This window comes from Asaia krungthepensis NRIC 0535, from assembly GCF_025995175.1.
Lineage (GTDB): Bacteria > Pseudomonadota > Alphaproteobacteria > Acetobacterales > Acetobacteraceae > Asaia > Asaia krungthepensis.
In genome coordinates this window covers 26228-46449 of sequence record NZ_BAPV01000007.1, presented here as the reverse complement: position 1 = coordinate 46449, position 20222 = coordinate 26228, and the positions used below count along the sequence as shown (strand labels likewise).

The following is a 20222-nucleotide window of genomic DNA, read 5'->3' as shown; positions in this document are numbered from 1 at the left end:
GGCGTCTGCAGGGCGCTGCCCTGCCCCCGTAAAGGGGCACGCCCCTTTCATCCCGGCTTAGTCGAACAGGTTTCCAAAGGACGACTGTCCTTTGGCGGGGTATGGGGCGGAGCCCCATGATCGGCTCAACTCGCCGAAGAAAGATCGATCGCGGCGATCACGCCGTCATCCGTACCGAACACCATGACACCACCCAGCGGGGAGAAGGCCAGACCGGTCACCTTGCCGCGCTTGCCGAGGCAGATGGGCAGAACGCGTTCTGAGCCAAGTTCGGCGAGAAGCACCGATCCGTCTTCGAAGCCAGCGGCGATGATATCGTTTTTGGGGTGTGCTGCGACCGCGGAACAGAACACGCCGGGCAGCCGGGCGAGCTCGGTAGGCGGCTTGCCCATCGGGCCGCCGCCGAAGAAAGGCCAGAGCACGATGGCATCGGCGCCTGAGGTCGCAAGCCAGCGCCCGTTACGGGTAAAGGAGAGCGAGGTCACGCGCTTGGGGTAGCCGCTCATGCGCATGTTATGGCTGTCGGACAGGCGCCAGCCATGCAGGTCATTTTCCTGCATCGCTGTCACGAGCGCCTCGCCAGCAGGATGAATGGCGAGGGTGGTGTGGCTGCCCTTCCATTCGAGCGGGCGCACGGTATCTACTTTTGCGCCTACAAACCACATCGACACGCCATTATAATGCGAGGCCGCAACGCGCTTGCCCTTGGCATCGAAAACGATGCCGGTCACGGTTGAAGGGTGTTCGAGGGTCTTGAGCGTCGTATCGCCGGGCGCGTTACGGATTTCGAGCTGCTTGCCTATGGAAAAGGCGATGTGCTCGGGGGTGGTCGACACGCACTCGACCCAGCGACGACCCTTGTGAAGTTCGGTCACCGTGCCATCGGGCAGGGTGCGGCACAGACGGCTATCCTCGCCGCCGCTCACGAACCCGGTCTTGCCCGTATCGGGAGCCAGGCAGAGCACCGCACCGTCATGGGCCTCGACACGCTGCCAGGTCTCGGGGAGCTTGAGCCCGGCCACAGGGATGAGAAAGATCTCACCCTCGACCGTGCCCAGAGCGAAACTCTGTCCGTCGCGTGCGCAGGCAACCGCTGTAACAGGGGAGCCAATGGTCTTTTCCGCGCCACGTGTGGCGAGGAGTTCGGTCATCTCGCTCATGCGCGGCAGCTCTCGAAGCCACGGCGCAGTTGCGGACGGTTCAGGTTGCGGCCGATGAAGACGATGCGTGATTCCGTGCTGTCACCCTCCTTGCCCTTCCCGATGAAATCGCCATCGGCCATCATGTGGACGGCCTGGAATGCAAAGCGCTCCTCCTTGCCGGCAAAATGCATGATGCCCTTCGAGCGCAGGATATCGGCACCCTGCTCCTGCAAAATCGCACCGATCCAGGCCTGGAAGCGCTGCTCGTCGAGCGGTTCCGCAACAGAGAAAGACATGCTGGTCACGCCTTCCTCATGCGAATGCTCATTGTTCTCGAGGAAATCGGGCATGGTCTCGAGGGCACGTTCGAGATCGAACCCGCCCTGATCGAGCACGGTGCTGAGCGCCACGGCGCTGTGCTGCGCGCGATGGATCTGCACGCTGGCATTGATCCCACGCAGACGGGCTTCGATGGCCTCGAGTCCTGCCTCATCCACCAGATCGGTCTTGTTGAGAATGATCACATCGGCAAACGCGACCTGACGAATGGCCTCGGGACTCTCGTCGAGAGTCTGGATCACGTTATAGGCGTCCACCACGGTCACGACGGCGTCGAGACGGGACTTCTCGCGCAGGTTTTCGTCCACGAAAAAGGTCTGGGCCACGGGGGCGGGGTCGGCTAGCCCGGTAGTCTCGACAATGATGCCATCGAATTTGCCGCGACGGCGCAGCAAACTGCCGAGGATACGGATCAGATCGCCACGCACGGTGCAGCAGATGCAGCCATTATTGGTCTCGAACACCTCTTCATCGGCGTCGACCACCAGATCGCCATCGACCCCGAGCTCGCCGAACTCATTCACGAGCACCGCATATTTGCGTCCGTGTTCGCTTGAGAGAATGTGATTGAGCAGGGTCGTTTTCCCGGCACCGAGAAAGCCGGTGAGAACGGTGACGGGGGTCTTGGTTTCGGACATCGGCACTCCGGATCTTCGCGAAGAGTTATGGTCGGCTCAGCATATAGGGTGGCAAGGGGGTAAGGAACAGAGGCGGCATGCCACCCGGCCGGCCGTGCACGAACTCTCGTGGATCGTGGATGCCGGCGCTCGCCCCTACGGGATTACAGGACGGGGTAAGGGTTCGGTTCAACGCTCTGGCGGTGCTCAGCCTCGGCAAGGCCGACGCCGAGCAGCATGAAGGCCCAGCCACCCAGAGGCAGGTTGAGGAAATCACTGGCCGAAGCAAAAGGCCATTCCTGGATGAAAAAAGCGGCAAACAGCCCGATACGCCAGGCGTGATGCGCTCCTCGCACCGGCCATAGTGCACGCAGGCAGGCAAAAACGAGGCCGCCGAACAGGAAGAGCCCCGGCACACCGGCATTGGTCAGGGCCTGCAGGTAGTGGTTATGGGCGTGCTGCACGCAAATGCCTGCGCCGCCGCCGTCACTGGCCGTACTGAACCAGGGCAAGCCATGCTGATAGGCCGGGTTCGCGCAGGCATGACGGAAGGCATCGTAGCCGAGGCCGGTCACAGGATGAGCCTCAGCCATGACCATGGCCCGCGTGAAAACAAGGCCGTAATGCGACTCCCAGAAATGGGAAAGCTGATGCGCGGCCAGGATCACAAGATGCTGGAACGCCTGCGGTGCAACGAAGCGCGCCAGAAGCACGAGTACGGGCAGGCTGAGCGCGCCCACGACGGCGGCGGGGCGCAGGGGGCGGTAGAATAATGCACAAACGCCAATGCCCAGCGCCGTAAGGGCCATGGGGATGCGCTGTCCGGCAAGCACCATCAGGCCCAGCACCAGTACAGCGAGCACGCTCATGGCAAGAAACGTCCCTGTGCCGACTGAACGAGATGTATCGCTCTCAGCTCGCCCGGACCGTGCCACCAGAAAGGCACAGCCCAGCATCATGACCGGCAGGACCAGTCGCGAAAAAGGAGCGGCGGCGCGCGGATGGGCGTAGGGGCCGGTCAAGGTGCCATCGATATAGCGCGGATAACCGAAAAGATTGTGACCGAGCAGCGCCTGCATCACGAATTGCAGGACGAAATAGGCACAGCATGCCACCAGTACCCGACTCATCCAGAGGCGTGATTCGGCGTCGCGCAACGTCCAGACCTGCATTGCCGCTGCCATGAGTGGAAATCGTATGGCAAGGCAGGCCTGGGTGAGTGCCTGCGATGAGCCAAGCCCGATATGGGGCAGGGAACAAACGATCTGCCAGCCCCACCAGAGGAAGGCGACACGGACCCAGAACTGGCGCGTCCAGAACCACCCCAGACCCAAGGCGGATCGTACCAGCAGCAGGACGGCGAGAAGATCCATGGAGATTTCAGAGAACACACGCCCATGTGTGAGGAACACCGGCATGAGCAATGTCGCCACGAAACCGAGGCGATCGAGCGCAGGGATACATCGGGCGGTTCTGGTCATGGCATTGGGTGATGCCCGCTCGCCGGGGCGGGCGCAAGAGACGCATCGAATGTCCGGTCGTGTCGTGTGAAACAGGATGTGACGTACCTGACAAAGGACCATGCCGATGACGACCGACACGATGACAATCCGGCGGAGCGGGAAATCAGTCCCCCGTATCAAGCTGAGGGCTTCGGGAATGCGTGGATGACTGTGAAGCGGCCCTGAAGATAGTGCGGTGATCAGGCCCCTTCACAAGGCGATCAGGAGCGGGGTGAGATTTACTGACACGTTCCCGGTTCATGGGCGCGGTCATGGCGAGGTGCCCATAGGACGTGCCGGAGCGGAGAGGCGGTAGATGCTCCAAGGGGAGGGCTGGCTACCAAGCTCGGCCTGGCTTGGCCTGACAACCCCAAACTCTATCGCGACAGTCTACCGTGACGCAGCCGTCGGGGAATCAAGGGATCGCTATGTTGTTTGAAAACGGTCAGGATCGACTTCCGGTATGTCCACCGGATCGATGGCAGGACCCCGGTGCAAAATGCGGCCACCGAACATGAGAGGCAATGCGAGGTGGGCAAGATTCGTGCCACCGCGGTCGAGCAATAGTGCGGCGAAAGGACATGACCGACATCAGCTTCTCTGTCCTTATCGCTATCATCCAGCCCTCCGTTAGCCTGTCTGAGCGACTGACGACCGCGCGCGATATCCAGCCTCATGCGCTAGTCATGCGCTCAGATATGACGCAATCGTGATGGGCTTCGGGCCGCTCTGTTATGGATGGCTGCGCTGGCAGAATAATGGGTGAAATCGGCTTTTCCGGCGATGATCCGTGTAGGAGCGTCCCCGCGATTCTGGCCGCTTTTCTTCGATCGCTGTCCGGTTGCCGTAGAGGGGCCCAAGGCCACCGCGGCACTGTATGGGAAATCGATGCTGGCATCGGCCACATGCAGGGTCCCGGATCGGAGGGCGATGGTGGCGCCATGACGCGCGCAAGCAGGGACAAATCGACAGATCGAAGGTCCGGCATCGTGTCTGAGCCAGCATGACAAGAAAATATCGAGGCCAGTGAGTGTCGTCATGCTCTTAATTAGATAGAGCCGGATTTCATGGCTCCGTCCCTGCGCACATGGCACGGTTGTCAGTCAACGCCTCGCGATCATGCTTCATGACGGGAACGAACCGGAGAGCAGCGAGTTAACGCCACGCAACGCATTCCCTTTCTGAGAGGAACAAGAACAATGCGCTCATTCACCCGCCGTGCCCTTGCCGCTTCCACCTTCGCAGCTGCGGCGCTGGCCATCATGCCGGTAGCGCATGCCGATCCAAAGGCTCCTGACGCTCTTGGAACACCGGTCGGCCATATCACGATGATGGCAAAATCTGCCGATGTCGGCATCGGGTATACTTGGGGGCAGGGCACCCTGACCTTCGGGCACAAGACTTATCGCTTCAAGATTTCGGGTGGCAATATCGCTGCAGTTGGCTTCTCGAAGATCGAGGCTACGGGCGTTGTCTACAACCTGAAGAACCTGCATGATTTCGACGGTGGTTACGGTGCGCTCAATGGCGACGCCACGCTGGATCGCGGCATCGGTGGCGCAATTCTGAGCAACAGCAATGGTGTGAAGATCAAGATCACCACAGCAACGCGCGGCGCCCATCTGGCCGCGGGCGGTCAGGGTCTGTCTTTCCAGCTGGTGGACTGAGGCGAAAAGAGCCCTCGGGGCGGCTGACAGGCTGCCTCGATGAGCCTCGGACAAGCGGGTCTCCGATGAGCCCACGGTTTGTTCTGATGGAAGCGGCCCCAGGGCCGCTTTTTTCAAGGGGGATGGTCCGCTTAGGTCACGCCGCGCTATCCAAGCTGCAAGACGTCATGTCGCCAATATCAGGTCATCAGGGCGCGGATCTGCATCAGTATACGGCGGGCGAGGCGGTCTGATTTGACTGACCCAGTGGCGGTCCCTCGCGCGTTCGTCAGAGGTCGAAGCTTTGTCGCGTATAGAGAATCGGGCTGAGCGACGCCAGGCAGCCCGGGAGCATCTATCCCATCGTTCAACGCCTTCTCATCCCAAGTGCGGGGCCGACTCTTTTGTGGGGTCAGACAGATGGTACGTGCGATCTCGGAGGAGCTCCCCGGGCAGACATACAGGGTCCATGATCCAGTCCGGTCCGCCTCCTCTGGTTTTCGCTTTCTCTGGCTGCCCCATCTCAAGAGGGTGAGAACGAGACCCCAATGATTGTATGGCACATATAAGACCCCGGTTTGCCGAGGGGATTGCCATCTCCTGAGGATACGTTGAACGGCAATGTGGGATTTGTCTCAGTCCCGTTTCGGAGCGGGCAGGTCACTACTCTGCCGGGTCGGAAGGCATTCCTGTCATGCTCTGCATAACCCTGTCGCCCCGGATCAGGAAATGGAACAGCGCCGCTCCCGCATGGGCCATGATGAGCCCGAACAAGCCAAAGGCGAGCACAGTGTGGGTCAGGCGCAGCCAGCCCCAGACAGTCGCATCATGTGGCAGGATGGGAGGCAGGAGCAGGCTCTGTCCCCAAAGGGGAATCGGGTAGCCGCCCGCCGAGAGCATGGCCCAGCCTACCAGAGGCAGGGTGATCATCAGGACGTAGAGTGCCCAGTGTGAGGCCTTTGCGACAAGACTCATGACACGAGGGAGATCGGCTGGCAGCGCGGGAGGCGGATTGAATCGGCGGTTGATAAGCCTGACGATGGCCAGCAGCAGGATCGCGATACCGAGCGGGCGATGGAACGATACCAGCATGTGGTAGTGCGGCCCGGCGCCGGACGCCATAAAGACACCGACGAACAGCATCGTCAGGATCAGCACGACCATGAGCCAGTGAAGCAGGCGCGAGGGGCCCGAGAAAACATCCGGACGGCTCATGATGCTTTGTCCTGGCTTTTCGTTTCGAGCGTGGCAGGCGTGACTGCGGGAACGGGGCGGGGTTCGCGCGAGCGTTCGGCGAAAGAGCGCATATAGGCTGCTGAGCGCGCCTGGAGCACCGGATCGCCTGAGGCACTGACCCCCGGCGGCAATATCAGGGGGTCATAGGTAATCCCGGTGCAGCTCCCGGTTTCCTCGCTCTCGATCCTGTCGATGGTCAGGATCCCTCCCTCGATCTGACGATCCTGCCCGGACCATTCACGGCTTGGGTCGTCGATCACATCACCCGGCCCGGCCACGGTAAAAACCAACGTCCAGCGCAGGGGGTGAGCGGCAATGGCGTTTGCCAGTCTCTCGAACAAGGCGTTTTCCCCCGAAAGGGCAGGGATCGTCACATCGGTTTCTTCTGGCACCATAGCGTAGCGAACCGCCGTCACATGACCCTTGGCGTCTTGGAGCAGGAAGCTGTCGAGACTGCGATAGGTGTCGTTTTCGAAGCCTGAGGTAATTGGTCGCTTTGCCAGTGCCGCACCGGCAGAGGCGAGCCAAGGATGAGCTGCACGAAACGCCTGAACCTGCGCAGGGTCGGGTTTGCCGGTTGCAGGGTTGGGGCGAACGGCAAGCTGAAGCGCCTGAAATTCTTCCGGGGTCCTGACAGGAAACACCGGGATATCGTTAATCCCCATGCGCCACTCCTGACCGTCAGCTCCCCTCAGACTGAGGCCCAGGCTTCTCACCTTACCCGGGGCATCGCCCTGATAGGGCATGCCGCCCGCCAGGGCGAAACGTCCGATCACCGGCACACGACGGGCTTCGAGGAAAGAGGAAGTGGAAAGGGCGCTTGCCGTGCCGTTACCCTCGAACCATCCGGTCACGCACACGCCCTTGGCATGGTTGCGCCTGAAGCCAGGATGTTTCCCATCGACGCCCTGCAGCGCCGCGATCAGGGTATTCTGTGTGACGCGATGGGGGCTCAGCCAACCTCCTGATACGGCAAATCCTGCGGCGAGCAGGCACGGCAGGGAGGCAACACCCAGCCAGCGTAGGACCCGCCCTGAAGAATGCGGCAATTTCTGAGGCATGTCACATGGGCCCTGGTGCCTGATCGCCGGTCAGCACAATGCCGCCGCCCGATATTCAGCCTGACACCCTCCATGCTACTCCGGAGCGCTAGGGCGCGCGTATAAAATTCCGGTTTAAGAATGAACATGCATTATTCCTTGCCCTCTCATGGGCAAGGATGATCGCGCGTGATCCGCCGTGTTGATGCCGGCCTCGTCACCAGACAGGCTGCGGGCCTGATTGGGCGCAGTACAAGACCGCCGCCACAATTCGGGCAGACGCCCCCGAGCCTTGTCTCGGCACAGTCCTGACAAAATGTGCATTCGAAAGAACAGATCCAGGCGTGGTCTGACTCGGGTGGGAGGTCGGTATCACAGCATTCGCAATTCGGTCGGAGTTCGAGCATGGGACTTTTTCCTGCATGGGGAGCAGAGCGTAGCCTGCACGATGGTACGCCGTCTCTGTTTTCCAGCAATGGCGAAGGGGACTCGCGGGGGCCACGCCCTGCGCAACAGAGCGTTGCGAGGCGCTCGCAACTCATGCAATCTCATCACGTTGGCGAACAGAACTGGCTTTTTCTATGAGGAATCGCTCTCTGTCCTCGTCCTTCGTTCTGCGCTTCGGCTTTCCTGCGACGTTTTCTCTCTACTTGAGGTTCTTTCCATGCGCGCTGTCCTGCACAAAACTCTCTCCGTTCTTCTACTTTCGGGCACAATAATCGGCCTGTCCCAGGCCCAGGCGGCCGAGAGCATGGCGGATACCCTAACCGGGTCCCTGCTCGGCGCAGACGGCAAGTCGCATGGCACCGTGACCGTGACCGAAGCCCCGAAGGGAGTACTGCTTCGCGTGGTTGCCGAGGGGCTTGCACCCGGATGGCATGGCATTCATTTTCACGAGAAAGGAAGCTGCACCCCGCCCAAATTCACCAGCGCCGGGGGACATGTGCATGCGGTGATGCCGGTCGTGCACGGGTTGCTTTCGCCCAACGCCACTGATGCCGGAGATCTGCCCAACCTGTACGTTGCTAGCGATGGCAGTGCGACGGTCGAATTCTACTCCACCCTTGTCTCAGTCCAGGGTGCAGAGGGTCGTCCTGCGCTTCGCGATGCAGATGGTTCTGCCCTTGTGATCCACGCCAGCCCTGATGACTACAAGACGCAGCCGATTGGAGGCGCCGGAGCACGCATCGCCTGTGCCGTGCTGCAATAAATCTTCAGGGGCAAAGCGCTTTTCGGCGTTGCGCGGTCTGCTGGCCTCGGCCTGTCAGGCCGTAGCTTTGCTCATACTCAATACGTGCCCCTGTGAGTCGGACAGCGCCTAGAAAGGCAGTTTGTCGAAACCATGCAGGCTGGCGCCTGTCAGGACGACCAGCTCCGTGATGATTGCCGTGGCGCCCAGCACGTCGCCCGTGTAGCCTCCTACGAGGCGATAAGCCACGCTGCATAGCCCCAGCGTGGCTAGACAGGCCGCGAGAAAGAGTGACAGCGCCCCCAGCAAGGACAGCGAGCTTGCGATCAGGGCGGTAAAGAAAATGGCAACCAGCAAACAGCGCGCAGGCAGGTGACGCAGTTCATGGGCCAGCCCATCGGCTCGGGCCGGGCGAAGCCACAGAAGCGGCAGCATGAGCGAAAGACGTGAAAACGCGCCAGCAGTCGCGAGTATGGAGACAATATGGAGGGGCTGGGCCGCAAGGGTTGTCATGGTTCCCGCGCGCAGCAGCATCACCACACTGAGCGCAAGCCCGCCATAACTGCCGATACGGCTGTCACGCATGATCTCGAGACGCCGTTCGGCTGTGCGCCCGCCGAAAAAACCGTCGATTGTGTCAGCAAACCCGTCTTCATGCAGGGCACCGGTCAGAAAAAGCTGAAGAACGATGGCCCAGCCAGTCGCCACGATCGCAGGCATACCCAGCCAGATGCACAGCACCATCATGCTGCCGGTTGCGGCCCCAATACCCCCGCCAAGAAGTGGCCAGCACCAGCTCGACCGGGTCAGTTCGATCGGGCTGCGGGGGTCATACAGCCATGCGGTCGGCAGGCGTGTCAGCAGGCTGAGACCCGCAGCGAAATCTGCGCGTAGGATAGTCATTCAGGTCGTTATTTTGTGATGACTCTGATTACTCACGGCAATGTCGTCGAAACTTGCCATCCCATTGTGGCAGGCAAGGGCTGCGCGCACAAGCGGGACGGCCAAAGCCGCTCCCGAACCCTCTCCCAGACGCAACTCCAGATCGAGGAGAGGCTCAAAGCCGAGGCGGTCTGCAAGCTGTCGATGCCCCCGCTCCTGCGAGCAATGGCCCAGATAGCCATGGTCGAGCCCTGAAGGGTCTAGCAGGGCCAGCGGGGCGACCGCCGCAGTCACCACAAACCCGTCAAGCAGAACAGGAATACGCTGGTGGCGCGCGCCGAGCATGGCGCCCAGAAGCGCTGCGAGCTCCCAGCCTCCATAGCGTCTGGCGCTCTCGAGAGGCGAGTGGTCTCGCCCGTGCAGCGACAACGCCCTGTCGATGGCCTCGATCTTGCGCTGTATGCCCTCATCGTCGAGTCCGGCCCCCCTACCGGCCCATGCTGCACCATCCCCGCCGAACAACACGGCGGCCAGCGCCGCCGCCGCCGTCGTGTTGCCCACCCCCATTTCGCCGAGAACCAGAAGATCCGTCATCGGGGGTACAGACTGATATCCGGTCGATACCGCGTCCAGAAACTGTTCCTGGGTCAGAGCAGGCGCGCGCGTCAGATCGGCGCTGGGAACAAGGTCACCGAGGGTGATGACATGCAAGCCCGCTCGTGCCTCGCGGGCCAGCTGGTTGATGGCCGCCCCTCCCTGACGGAAATTCTCGATCATGGCGGCCGTGACACTGGCGGGCCAGGCAGAGACACCCTGTTCAAGGACGCCATGATTGCCGGCGAATAGACAGATATCGACCCGATCCAGACACGGCTCGCGCCAGGCGCCATACCAGGCGACGAGTTTTTCAAGCCTGCCGAGGCTTCCAGCCGGTTTCGTCAGGCTGGCCTCGCGCAGGCCAATGGCCGCCCGTGCCGATTCATCGGGCGCGGGCAATGTCCGGCAGGCCGTCTGCAGGGCCTCGATAGAGCGGAAAGGTGACATGCGCCCTTTCTGTTGGGATAAAAGCGGTTCTGCAAGGGGAAGCGCGCGATGAATCATATCCTGGTGCTGGGTGGCGCCCGCTCCGGCAAGAGCCATCATGCCGAGACGCTGGTCATGGCGTGCCCCGGCCCGTGGCGCTATGTCGCGACCTGCCGCGCCTGGGATGATGAGATGCGTACCCGTATAGACCGGCACAGGGCAGACCGCTCACCCGGCTGGGAGACCGTCGAGGCGCCTTTCGACCTGGCTTCAGCCCTGCAGGGCGACAGGCCGGTTCTGATCGATTGCCTCACGCTCTGGTTGACGAACCTGCTGATGGAGGAACGCGATATCGTCCGTGAGACAACCATGTTGCTGGATGTCCTCGCGGCGCGTGAGGCTCTCACCGTGCTCGTCGGCAATGAGGTGGGTCTTGGTATCGTACCCGAGAATGCACTTGCAAGGCGCTTCCGGGATGAGGCAGGGCTCTTGCATCAGACTCTGGCCCGGTCAGCCCGTCGCGTCCTTTTCGTTGCGGCGGGTTGTGCCCTCGAAATGAAGTGAGTGATCCCGATGAGCGAAGATATCGAGCGACACCGTGAGAAGATGCGCCGCCGCAAGGAGGTTCAGGATCGAGAGGTCGCCGAGAAGACCATCGAGAAAGGTCTGCTTGCGGTCCATACGGGCCCCGGCAAGGGGAAATCGACGGCGGCTTTCGGGCTGGCCCTGCGTATGCTGGGCTATGAGCGCAAGGTCGTGGTGGTGCAGTTCATCAAGGGAGCATGGGATACCGGGGAGCGACGCGCGCTCGAGCGTTTCGGCGAACTTGCGCAGTTTCATGCGCTTGGCGAGGGCTTCACCTGGGAGACGCAGGACAAGGCGCGCGACATCGCAGCCTGCCAGCGTGCCTGGGAACAGGCACGGCTTGCCCTCGCACGCGAGGATGTGGCGCTGGTCGTTCTCGATGAACTCAATATCGCCCTGCGCTACGGCTATCTGGACGAAGCCACTGTACTTCCCGGGCTGGCCGCCCGACCGCCCGGCCAGCATGTGGTGATTACCGGGCGTAATGCCCCGGTCTGGCTGACCGAGGCTGCCGACCTCGTGACCGAGATGACCCTGGTCAAGCACCATTTCCGTGACGGCGTGAAAGCCCAGCAGGGCTTCGAGTTTTGAGCGCATCCGCCCTGATGTTTCAGGGAACGGGCTCGAATGTCGGTAAATCCGTGCTGGTGGCTGGTCTCGCCCGTGCCCTGACCCGGCGCGGGTTGAGGGTGCGTCCCTTCAAGCCGCAGAACATGTCCAATAATGCCGCGGTCACCCCCGATGGCGGTGAGATCGGCCGGGCGCAGGCCCTGCAGGCCATGGCCTGCGGCGTTGCCCCCAGCGTTCACATGAATCCGGTTCTGCTCAAGCCACAGAGCGAGCAGGGTTCGCAGATCATCGTGCAGGGCAGGGTATGGGGGCAGAGGCAGGCGCGGGCCTATCAGCAGGTCAAGCCACTGCTGATGCCAGCCGTCATGGAGAGCTTCAGAACGCTCCAGGCCGAGGCCGATATCGTCCTTGTGGAGGGCGCGGGGTCGGCCTCGGAGGTCAATCTGCGTCAGAACGATATCGCCAATATGGGCTTTGCCGAGCAGGCATCATGTCCCGTCATCCTGATTGGCGATATCGATCGCGGCGGGGTCATCGCCAGTCTTGTCGGCACGCAGACCGTGCTGCCGCCCGCGGATGCGGCGCGGATACGGGGTTTCATCGTCAATCGCATGAGGGGAGACCCGACCCTGTTCGAGAGCGGGATGGAATTCATTACCGAGAGAACGGGCTGGGATCCTTGCGGGCTGGTTCCTCATTTCAGCCGTATGCAGGAACTTCCGTCCGAGGATACGGGCGATCTGCCTTCAGGCTGCGCCTCCTTCGCCCATGCCATGCACGGGCGTGGTCTGTTCGGCGAATTACCCGGCGATCGTCCCCCTTATGGACTACAGGGCGAGTGCATTCTCCGTGTGGCGGTGCCCCTGATGCCCATGATTGCGAATTTCGACGATCTCGACGCCTTGCGCGCCGAGCCCGGCCTTTCGATCGTCTATGTTCCGGCGGGCGAGGTGCTGCCCGTCTGCGATCTGGTGATCTTGCCCGGTTCCAAATCGACCATCGCCGATCTGGCTTTCCTGCGGGCGCAGGGCTGGGACATCGATCTCAGGGCCCATCATCGTCGCGGCGGTCATATTCTTGGTCTTTGCGGCGGGTACCAGATGCTCGGGCGCTCGATTGCCGATCCCTGCGGGATAGAAGGGCCCAGCATCGCCTGCGAAGGGCTGGGTTTTCTTGAGCTCGATACCGTTATCACAACCGGAAAAACCGTCCGTGAAACCACCGGGCAACTTTTACCCGATGGTGGATATGTGCGTGGGTACGAGATCCATGCGGGTGAGACGACCGGTTCTGCCTTGTCCCGGCCTCTGATCATGATGGAGGATGGTCGAGCCGAAGGGGCGCAATCGCAGGATGGCCGGGTAAGCGGCAGCTATCTGCATGGATTTTTCGACAAGGCCGAAGGGCGTGCCGCGTTTCTGTTCCGGTTAGGGGCAGGTTCGGCCCCTTTCGACAACAAAAAGCGTGTGGAGTCCGCGCTCGATGCCCTGGCGGATCACCTCGAATCCCATATTGCCGTCGATCGATTGCTCGATATTGCCCGGAAGATCTGACGTCAAAAGCCGGAACGAAGAAAACGGGCCTGAAAACTTGGCCCGGGACCGGGACTCAGAAAGCAGGGAGGGCGCGCGCGGTTTCAGAAAACAGCATGCGCACGTAGTTCAGGGCGTCAAGCATGACGCCGTTTTCGCGCACCGAATAGGGGTCGCCCTTGACGGACAAGCAAACCGTGTCCTGCTCGTTCGCTGACGAAATTTTGGGTAGGTAGACGCGTGAGACATTCTCGAGCAGGTTCCAGACGACCCTGATCGACACTGGATCATTTTCTGCGCGGCTCAGAAGGCCAGTATCCGCGCCGAGAAAAGAAATCGCGTCGCCCAGATTGTCATTGACGACACAACGTGCATCAGTTTCATCGCTGAGTTCAGCCGCAGAAGCGTCGAATACCATCTTGGACTCATAGTAATCATGATGGGAGTCCGAGAGATTACGCGAAAATTCAGCACGATCCGTGATAGAATTCCAGTTATTCACGGTTTCTGCTTGTAATGGGGAAGGTGGATTAAATCTGTGCATCTCGTTCTCCGGTCTTGTTTTTGTAACGTGTGCCGCGTTTTCTAGAGAGACATTCGTAAATGCAGTGTTACCTGTCGAACTTGATTGTTGTATTTAACGATGTGTAACGAGTTTGACTGGCTTCTAATGAGTGATTCATCAATTTTTACGATGAGCACCATCGGATGAAATGGTATGTAAAAACAAGGACAGTTTTTGCGACGCATCGTTCTGTTTTTTCGAACGACGGGATCGGGGGACGATGAGAAAAAAGCTTAATTTCAATGGGATGATGTACTTCATCGCGGTGATTGAGGCGGGGTCGGTGTCAGGGGCCGCCCGCATGTTGGGTGTGTCAAAGAGCGTTATCAGCAAGGCCATCATCGAACTTGAGGCGTCGCTGCAGACCGATCTTTTGATCAGAACGTCAAAGCAGCTCCTGCCCACCCGGGCGGGCGAGGTGTTCTACAGGCGTTGCACCTCGGGTGTGGAAGCTATCGAGACGGCCTTCCTGGATACGCGGCATCATGGGGCTATTCCCCAGGGCGATCTGCATGTTCTCGCCAATGCCGCCTATGGCCGCTATATTGTCCTGCCCGTGGTGCATGCTTTTGCGGCACGCTATCCGTCCTGCAAGATCAGTTTTTCGCTGGCTGACGACGTATCCGACAGCAAGATGACCTGGTTCGACGTGGCCATCCGCACACGGCCTTTCAGTGATCCTGCCCTGCATGTCCGTCGTATCGGTGGTTACAGACGCCATCTGGTGATCGGACGGGATTATTACGATCAGGTCGGCCCCATAGAGACCTTCGAGCAGGTCTCCCGTCTGCCGTTCATCGGCTATGTCGATCTGGCAGACAAGGATGGGTGGCGGCTGACGAGCGCCTCTCGAGAGCCGCGTACGATCGGCATGAGGCCTCATCTCTCGCTTGGGCCGATCAACCTGATCCTTGAGAGCGTGCTGGCGGGTCAGGGCTGCTCCATCCTGCCCGATTTCCTGTACGATCATCCTGCCGTCGCACCGATGCTTCAGAAAATCCTGCCGGACTGGTCCGCGGAGGACGGTGATATCCTGGCCTACACCTATCCCACACGCCAGCGTTCAGCGGCTGTGCGGCTCTTCATCGACTGGATGACCTGCGTGGCGCATGGGTTGCCTTTCCCTGTCTGAGCTTCCGGCCCGAAGCGCTGGAAGCCTGCCATCCCTCAACCGGGCCGGTTCTCCGGGGAATAGTGGTCTTTTCGCGCTAGCGCCTGAGCCAGTGGTGCCGCGCCGGGGCACGCTGCTCCCAGCCACGACGTTCCAGTTCCGGAATCCGGTTTTCTTCCTCAGGGTAACCGACACAGAGATAGGCCATGAAGCGCCAATGCGGATCCGCGTCGAGAAGGGAGGCCATATGGGATGGGTCCAGAATGGAAACCCATCCCAGACCGACATTATGGGCCTGGGCCGCGAGCCAGAAACTGTGAATGGCCATGACTGCCGACCACTGTACCGTCTCCGGCATGGTCATGCGTCCCAGTCCACGGCCCTGCGCGGGGTCAGGGTCGCAGAAGACCGCGATATGATGCGGGGCGTCGTCCAGACCGGCCAGTTTCAGACGGGCATAGGCCGTACTGTCCGAGACTGTCTGCGCTGCCAACGCTTCTGCATTGCGCTGCATGAATTCGTTTCTGACCGCCAGACGACGTGTCTGAGCGTCTACCCGCATGAAGCGCCAGGGCTGACTCAACCCGACCGATGGAGTGGAGCAGGTGACCGAAAGCATATGGTCGAGCACCGGTTCAGGCACAGGATCGCGTCTGAAGTGTCGTACATCGCGTCGCCACTGAAACAAGGCGTCCAGCCTGTCACGAAACGCATCGTCGAAAACCGGTGCCGCGGGACAATCGGCTTCACTCATAATCAGACTCCAATCGAACGGTGCCGGGGCATCAAGACCATGAATGGCCGAACAGGACCATGAGGAGGACCAGAAAAGCCGCCTGTATCACGCAGGCAATCCGGTAAAGACCCAGGGCATTGGCGAGATCCTGTTGCCGGGCCTCAGCTCTGCCATTGCCCATCCAGGAATCGGTCACGCATTTCCCTTTATAATGCCTCGGGCCTGCCAGACGCAAAGCGAGCAGACCTGCCATGGCGGCTTCGGGCCAGCCAGCATTGGGCGAACGGTGGCGGTGGGCGTCCCGGCGGATCGTGGTGAGCGCATTCCTGCTCGTTTCGAAAGCGCTTTCTGCTGTGGGCCTGTCACGCGCTGTGCCCGGGATCAGCCCTGCCAGAACGAGCCACAGAGCTGTCAGGCGCGAGGCAGGAATATTCACGCAGTCATCGGTAAGCGCCGCTGCCCTGCCAAAATCGGCATGGCGCGGGGTCATGTGGCCGATCATGCTGTCTGCCGTGTTGATGGCCTTATAGGCGACAATCCCGGGGAGACCGAAAACCGCCAACCAGAATACCGGCGCCACCACGCCATCGGAGAAATTTTCGGACAGGCTCTCGATCGCCGCCCGGATAACCCCTGATTCGTCGAGGGAGTCCGGGTCCCGGCCCACGATCTGCGCCACGGCATGGCGTCCCCCTTCCAGTCCATTCTGCCTCAATCCGGTCAGCACGGCCTGCACATGAGCGCGAAGCGATTTTTGGGCAATCAATGTGCTCGCTCCAAGCGCCTGAAGCAGAAAGACGACCCACTCGGGCAGGAAAGACTGGGCAAGTCTCGTGGCTGCCAGCGCCAACCCTGTCGGGAGGCTGACGATCAGGAGCAGGGCCAGCACACCTTTGGTGCGTTGACATAGCGCATCGAGCGGTCGCGCCGCAGCGTCATTGCCTCCATTCCCGGTTGTGTCGCGGGGCGGTGTGTTGAGCCTGCGGTCCAGCATCGTGATCAGTCGGCCGATCCATGTTACCGGATGGCCGATCCGCCGGAACAGCGCGTCGGGATAGCCGAATGCGCTCTCAACGAGCAGGGCGAGCAGGGTCAGTGAAAGGAACATGGATCGGGATGACGGGTCAGCATGAGGATCACGAGCATAGCATGACGCCCTGGCCCATGCATGGTGGGCAGTTGAGCAGGCTGGCGCAGCTTTTCCCCGACGCACCCAGACCCTGGATCGATCTCTCCACAGGCATCAATCCGCACGCTTATCCCTATACCCCTTTCGACGCTGCCTTGCTGTCACGCCTGCCGGACCCGACCGAGGAACAGGCGCTGCGTGAGGCCGCCGCCTGCGCCTATGGCGTGTCGGCCCGTTATGTCCTGAGCGGGCCCGGCTCGCAGGCGCTAATTGGTCTTCTGCCCGTCATGCTTCAGCACCTCATGACCCTGTCGAGACTTCGTATCCTGACACCGACCTATAGCGGTCATGAGGCTGCATGGCGCGCAGCCGGCGTGAACGTCGAGTCGTTGCCCCATGGCGCCTGTATTCCTATCCCTTCCCGGAATACCGTCACGATCATCTGCACGCCGAACAATCCGACGGGCCACGTCCTGTCTCTGGGCGAAATCGAGTCGCTGGCTGAAAGTCATGCGCGCATGGGTGGACTGGTTATCGTCGACGAAGCCTATGCGGATTTCCAGATGCAGGGCGCGGCCCGCCTGTTGCCGCATCCGGGGCTGATCATCTGCCGTTCCCTGGGTAAGGCCTATGGTCTGGCCGGCCTGCGTGTCGGGTTTCTGCTGGGGTCTCATCCGGTACTGCATGACATGCGCGCGGCCCTGGGGCCCTGGAGTGTCGGAACGCTTGGCTGCCATATAGGGCGAGAGGCTCTGCTCGACGTCATGTGGCGCGACCGTATGGCCCTGCGGCTCGAAGCGGACAGCCATGACTTGCGTCGTGTAGTGGTCGCAGCAGGGCTCGATTTCGTTGGTGGCACCACCCTCTTCAGCCTGTTCCGCTCTCCCCGGGCCGTGGCCATCGCTGGCAAACTGGCCCAAGCGGGGCTTCTCGTGCGTCAGTTCGACTGGGACGACGCCTTGCTCCGTTTCGGTATGCCCCGGGATGAAGCGACCCTCGCCCGGATCGACATGGCACTCCGGACCTGAGGCATCACGGCATCCTGATGCCGCAGCCCTGATGGCGGGCGATTTTTGCCGCCACAGGGTCCCGATTAAACCTTGTGGTTACCCTTTCATGAGGCATGACGTCTAGGTGGAAAGGGCGGGCGGTCAGATCAGGCGGCCATCCCTTGGGGCACAGCTGCGATCTCTGATTGCTTCGCCCGGAACGCCCCGGTATCCTTGGGCCATCATGAGTTATTCATCTCTTCCCGATGAGGCTGCCCCGAGCCGCGGTCTCAACCTACGTCCTATCGACCTTGGCAACGGGGTGGTGATCGAGACGCCGGTCATTCTGGCGCCGATGTCGGGTGTGACGGATCTGCCATTCCGTCAGCTCGCGCGTGATCTGGGGGCCGGTCTTGTCGTTTCCGAGATGATTGCCTCCTGGGCCATGGTGCGTGAGAATGAAAACACGCTGCGCATGGCGCGAAGTGCCGAAAACGGACCGAATTCCGTCCAGCTTGCAGGGTGCGACCCCGAGGCCATGGCGCAGGCAGCCAGGATCGCCGTGGATCAGGGCGCCGATCTCATCGATATCAACTTCGGTTGCCCGGTAAAGAAGGTGGCGGTCGGTCAGTCGGCCGGCTCGGCCCTGATGCGTGACGAGGTCAAGGCGGCCGCCTTGCTCGAGGCGACCGTCAAGGCGGTATCAGTGCCTGTCACGCTCAAGATGCGCATGGGCTGGGACCATCAATCCCTCAATGCTCCACGTCTTGCCCGTATTGCCGAAGACGTCGGGATCCGTCTGGTCACGGTACACGGGCGTACCCGGCAGATGTTCTATAACGGAACGGCTGACTGGAATTTCGTGCGCACCGTCAAGGAGAGCGTGAAGCTGCCCGTGATCGTCAATGGCGATATCGTCTCCATCCAGAATGCACGGGATGCCCTTGCGGCTTCGGGTGCGGATGGGGTGATGATCGGGCGTGGCTGCTACGGCAGGCCCTGGTTCCTGGCTCAGGTCGCGCAGTCGCTGCGCTCGGGTGAGAACATGCCCGACCCCGATCTGGCCACCGAGAAGTCCATTGTCTTGCGCCATTACGGCATGATGCTCGACCATTTCGGCGAGCGTCCCGGTCTGCGCCTCGCGCGCAAACACGTCTCGTGGTACTCGCACGGTCTGCCGGGGTCCGCCGCTTTTCGTGCCAGCATCAACAAGATGGACAAGGCGCAGGACGTTATCGACCATCTCACGGGGTTCTACGATCAGCAGATCGCACAGGGTATCGTGCGCGATCGTGAATCCACGCATCAGCGCCCCGAAGCGGTCGAAGAAGCGGCCTGAATGATCCGATACCCGCAACGCCTCACGGCCCTGCCCGCTGGCAGGGCTGTCCCAGACGCTGCCGTGCTCCTGTGAGCGAGGCCCGGATCCTTTCTGACGCCGCAAAGGGCGAACCAGCCGATCATTTCACGAAAGCACCGGCGAGCCTTGGATTCGACGGTCAGTCTGAGGCTGTCAGGCAGTTGCGCGATGGCCTGGATTCCAGTCTGTCAGAATTCGGCCTGCATGTGCTCGTCGGTGAGCAGGGGAGCGGCAGAACGCGGGCAGCGCGCTATCTCTGGCGTCACTCTGCCCGCCCGGGGCGGTTCGTTCCGATCATAGACCGGCTCTCTCTCGAAGAAGCGGTCCATGGTGACGGGGTCTCCTGTTTGTTCATCAATGAAATTGGAATGACCGAACCGGCGCTGCAGACTGGGCTGCTGCAGTTGCTTGAGCGCAGACCTGCTGCTGAGCGGCCCGCATTGATCTGCACGAGCTCCTGGACCCCGGCGCGCCTGGTGCAGGATCGCCGTGTGGGAGAAACTTTCGGGGCGATGCTGGCGCCCCATTGTGTCGCCGTGCCTCCGGCGCGTGACAGGCGCGAAGACCTGACCGCTCTTTGTGCTGTCTGGATGGGGCAGGCCGATACCGGGTTGGCCCTCCACGACGACACGGTTCCGTGGCTCGCAAAGCAGGACTGGCCGGGTAATTTCAGGCAGATCAGACAATTGCTGCATCATGCCTCCGAAGGTCGGCGCGGCAATATCGTGACGGCTGCGCGTCTGGCCGAGCTTCATCGCGTGGACGCCACACCCGATGCAGCGTCTTTTCAGGGGCTGATGGCGCGTTATCTGCCCTCGATGCTCGACCTTGAGACCGATGTTCAGGGTTCGCTTCATGCCCGGGTTCTGGCCGAGGTTGAGCGCCCGCTTTTCCGGCTTGTACTGAGGGCTACGGATGGCAACCAGATCAGGGCGGCCGCTCTGCTCGGCATCAATCGCAATACCCTGCGCAAGCGGCTTCAGCTCCTGGGTATTGAAACCGGACGCTCAAGGTCATGACAGATGAAAA

Annotated in this window: 20 protein-coding genes; 9 read left to right on the top strand and 11 right to left on the bottom strand. The window is 61.2% G+C overall.

Annotated features, from left to right (window positions below):
* Positions 1-125: 125 nt before the first annotated feature.
* The 3 genes from AA0535_RS05540 to AA0535_RS05530 form a co-directional block, all read right to left on the bottom strand.
* Positions 126-1151, bottom strand: coding sequence for a WD40 repeat domain-containing protein (locus AA0535_RS05540; protein WP_264814923.1), 1026 nt, complete (start codon positions 1149-1151; stop codon positions 126-128).
* 5 nt (positions 1152-1156) lie between these two features.
* On the bottom strand, positions 1157-2119 hold the full coding sequence (locus AA0535_RS05535) for a CobW family GTP-binding protein (RefSeq protein ID WP_264814916.1): 963 nt from the start codon (positions 2117-2119) through the stop codon (positions 1157-1159).
* A gap of 143 nt (positions 2120-2262) precedes the next feature.
* On the bottom strand, positions 2263-3699 hold the full coding sequence (locus AA0535_RS05530) for an O-antigen ligase family protein (RefSeq protein ID WP_264814915.1): 1437 nt from the start codon (positions 3697-3699) through the stop codon (positions 2263-2265).
* Positions 3700-4799: 1100 nt separating this feature from the next.
* Between AA0535_RS05530 and AA0535_RS05525 the strand changes: the two genes are divergently transcribed.
* Complete coding sequence (locus AA0535_RS05525) at positions 4800-5267, top strand: hypothetical protein (protein ID WP_264814914.1); 468 nt, start codon at positions 4800-4802, stop codon at positions 5265-5267.
* Between the two features lie 642 nt (positions 5268-5909).
* Here the strand turns inward: AA0535_RS05525 and AA0535_RS05520 are convergent.
* From AA0535_RS05520 to AA0535_RS05510, 3 genes are all read right to left on the bottom strand, one after another.
* Entirely contained in the window at positions 5910-6461 is a 552-nt protein-coding gene (locus tag AA0535_RS05520; RefSeq protein WP_264814913.1) for a cytochrome b, read from the bottom strand.
* On the bottom strand, positions 6458-7543 hold the full coding sequence (locus AA0535_RS05515; RefSeq protein WP_264814912.1) for a catalase family peroxidase: 1086 nt from the start codon (positions 7541-7543) through the stop codon (positions 6458-6460). The genes AA0535_RS05520 and AA0535_RS05515 overlap by 4 nt, the downstream gene beginning before the upstream one ends.
* 146 nt (positions 7544-7689) lie before the next feature.
* The gene (locus AA0535_RS05510) at positions 7690-7929 is read right to left on the bottom strand and encodes a DUF1272 domain-containing protein (RefSeq protein ID WP_264814910.1); all 240 of its coding nucleotides are present in this window, start codon (positions 7927-7929) and stop codon (positions 7690-7692) included.
* Between the two features lie 257 nt (positions 7930-8186).
* Between AA0535_RS05510 and sodC the strand changes: the two genes are divergently transcribed.
* Positions 8187-8732 carry a superoxide dismutase[Cu-Zn] gene (gene sodC, locus AA0535_RS05505; protein WP_373319282.1) on the top strand — a complete coding sequence of 182 codons (546 nt, stop codon included), beginning with the start codon at positions 8187-8189 and terminating at the stop codon, positions 8730-8732.
* 108 nt (positions 8733-8840) lie between these two features.
* On the opposite strand, the gene AA0535_RS05500 is transcribed toward sodC, so the two are convergent.
* Entirely contained in the window at positions 8841-9614 is a 774-nt protein-coding gene (locus AA0535_RS05500; protein ID WP_264814909.1) for an adenosylcobinamide-GDP ribazoletransferase, read from the bottom strand.
* A complete protein-coding gene (gene cobT / locus AA0535_RS05495; protein WP_264814908.1) occupies positions 9615-10637 on the bottom strand; it encodes a nicotinate-nucleotide--dimethylbenzimidazole phosphoribosyltransferase in 1023 nt (340 codons plus the stop codon).
* 48 nt (positions 10638-10685) lie between these two features.
* On the opposite strand from cobT, the gene cobU reads away from it, so the two are divergent.
* Genes cobU through AA0535_RS05480 form a run of 3 tightly spaced genes read left to right on the top strand, consistent with a single transcriptional unit; the run spans position 10686 to position 13324 of the window.
* Complete coding sequence (gene cobU / locus AA0535_RS05490) at positions 10686-11180, top strand: bifunctional adenosylcobinamide kinase/adenosylcobinamide-phosphate guanylyltransferase (protein WP_264814907.1); 495 nt, start codon at positions 10686-10688, stop codon at positions 11178-11180.
* A gap of 9 nt (positions 11181-11189) precedes the next feature.
* Entirely contained in the window at positions 11190-11792 is a 603-nt protein-coding gene (gene cobO / locus AA0535_RS05485) for a cob(I)yrinic acid a,c-diamide adenosyltransferase (protein WP_264814906.1), read from the top strand.
* 14 nt (positions 11793-11806) lie between these two features.
* The gene (locus tag AA0535_RS05480) at positions 11807-13324 is read left to right on the top strand and encodes a cobyric acid synthase (RefSeq protein WP_264814921.1); all 1518 of its coding nucleotides are present in this window, start codon (positions 11807-11809) and stop codon (positions 13322-13324) included.
* Positions 13325-13379: 55 nt separating this feature from the next.
* Here AA0535_RS05480 and AA0535_RS05475 read toward each other — a convergent pair whose 3' ends face one another.
* Complete coding sequence (locus AA0535_RS05475) at positions 13380-13847, bottom strand: hypothetical protein (protein ID WP_264814904.1); 468 nt, start codon at positions 13845-13847, stop codon at positions 13380-13382.
* A 241-nt stretch (positions 13848-14088) separates the two neighbouring features.
* On the opposite strand from AA0535_RS05475, the gene AA0535_RS05470 reads away from it, so the two are divergent.
* Positions 14089-15000, top strand: coding sequence for a LysR family transcriptional regulator (locus tag AA0535_RS05470; RefSeq protein ID WP_264814903.1), 912 nt, complete (start codon positions 14089-14091; stop codon positions 14998-15000).
* A gap of 76 nt (positions 15001-15076) precedes the next feature.
* Here AA0535_RS05470 and bluB read toward each other — a convergent pair whose 3' ends face one another.
* Together bluB and cbiB are read right to left on the bottom strand one after the other, a co-directional pair.
* The gene (gene bluB / locus AA0535_RS05465; RefSeq protein WP_264814902.1) at positions 15077-15733 is read right to left on the bottom strand and encodes a 5,6-dimethylbenzimidazole synthase; all 657 of its coding nucleotides are present in this window, start codon (positions 15731-15733) and stop codon (positions 15077-15079) included.
* 31 nt (positions 15734-15764) lie between these two features.
* On the bottom strand, positions 15765-16823 hold the full coding sequence (gene cbiB, locus AA0535_RS05460; RefSeq protein WP_264814901.1) for an adenosylcobinamide-phosphate synthase CbiB: 1059 nt from the start codon (positions 16821-16823) through the stop codon (positions 15765-15767).
* An 8-nt stretch (positions 16824-16831) separates the two neighbouring features.
* Between cbiB and AA0535_RS05455 the strand changes: the two genes are divergently transcribed.
* From AA0535_RS05455 to AA0535_RS05445, 3 genes are all read left to right on the top strand, one after another.
* Positions 16832-17872, top strand: coding sequence for a threonine-phosphate decarboxylase (locus tag AA0535_RS05455; RefSeq protein WP_264814900.1), 1041 nt, complete (start codon positions 16832-16834; stop codon positions 17870-17872).
* Positions 17873-18077: 205 nt separating this feature from the next.
* Positions 18078-19172 carry a tRNA dihydrouridine synthase DusB gene (gene dusB / locus AA0535_RS05450; RefSeq protein WP_264814899.1) on the top strand — a complete coding sequence of 365 codons (1095 nt, stop codon included), beginning with the start codon at positions 18078-18080 and terminating at the stop codon, positions 19170-19172.
* Between the two features lie 71 nt (positions 19173-19243).
* Positions 19244-20212 carry a helix-turn-helix domain-containing protein gene (locus AA0535_RS05445; RefSeq protein WP_264814898.1) on the top strand — a complete coding sequence of 323 codons (969 nt, stop codon included), beginning with the start codon at positions 19244-19246 and terminating at the stop codon, positions 20210-20212.
* Positions 20213-20222 lie beyond the last annotated feature (10 nt).

Bases quoted from the DNA above. Each gene is read 5' to 3' on its own strand.
- AA0535_RS05540 (WP_264814923.1), bottom strand. From the start codon at position 1,151: ATGACCGAACTCCTCGCCACACGTGGCGCGGAAAAGACCATTGGCTCC.
- AA0535_RS05535 (WP_264814916.1), bottom strand. From the start codon at position 2,119: ATGTCCGAAACCAAGACCCCCGTCACCGTTCTCACCGGCTTTCTCGGT.
- AA0535_RS05525 (WP_264814914.1), top strand. From the start codon at position 4,800: ATGCGCTCATTCACCCGCCGTGCCCTTGCCGCTTCCACCTTCGCAGCT.
- AA0535_RS05520 (WP_264814913.1), bottom strand. From the start codon at position 6,461: ATGAGCCGTCCGGATGTTTTCTCGGGCCCCTCGCGCCTGCTTCACTGG.
- AA0535_RS05515 (WP_264814912.1), bottom strand. From the start codon at position 7,543: ATGCCTCAGAAATTGCCGCATTCTTCAGGGCGGGTCCTACGCTGGCTG.
- AA0535_RS05510 (WP_264814910.1), bottom strand. From the start codon at position 7,929: ATGCTCGAACTCCGACCGAATTGCGAATGCTGTGATACCGACCTCCCA.
- sodC (WP_373319282.1), top strand. From the start codon at position 8,187: ATGCGCGCTGTCCTGCACAAAACTCTCTCCGTTCTTCTACTTTCGGGC.
- AA0535_RS05500 (WP_264814909.1), bottom strand. From the start codon at position 9,614: ATGACTATCCTACGCGCAGATTTCGCTGCGGGTCTCAGCCTGCTGACA.
- cobT (WP_264814908.1), bottom strand. From the start codon at position 10,637: ATGTCACCTTTCCGCTCTATCGAGGCCCTGCAGACGGCCTGCCGGACA.
- cobU (WP_264814907.1), top strand. From the start codon at position 10,686: ATGAATCATATCCTGGTGCTGGGTGGCGCCCGCTCCGGCAAGAGCCAT.
- cobO (WP_264814906.1), top strand. From the start codon at position 11,190: ATGAGCGAAGATATCGAGCGACACCGTGAGAAGATGCGCCGCCGCAAG.
- AA0535_RS05480 (WP_264814921.1), top strand. From the start codon at position 11,807: ATGTTTCAGGGAACGGGCTCGAATGTCGGTAAATCCGTGCTGGTGGCT.
- AA0535_RS05475 (WP_264814904.1), bottom strand. From the start codon at position 13,847: ATGCACAGATTTAATCCACCTTCCCCATTACAAGCAGAAACCGTGAAT.
- AA0535_RS05470 (WP_264814903.1), top strand. From the start codon at position 14,089: ATGAGAAAAAAGCTTAATTTCAATGGGATGATGTACTTCATCGCGGTG.
- bluB (WP_264814902.1), bottom strand. From the start codon at position 15,733: ATGAGTGAAGCCGATTGTCCCGCGGCACCGGTTTTCGACGATGCGTTT.
- cbiB (WP_264814901.1), bottom strand. From the start codon at position 16,823: ATGTTCCTTTCACTGACCCTGCTCGCCCTGCTCGTTGAGAGCGCATTC.
- AA0535_RS05455 (WP_264814900.1), top strand. From the start codon at position 16,832: ATGACGGGTCAGCATGAGGATCACGAGCATAGCATGACGCCCTGGCCC.
- dusB (WP_264814899.1), top strand. From the start codon at position 18,078: ATGAGTTATTCATCTCTTCCCGATGAGGCTGCCCCGAGCCGCGGTCTC.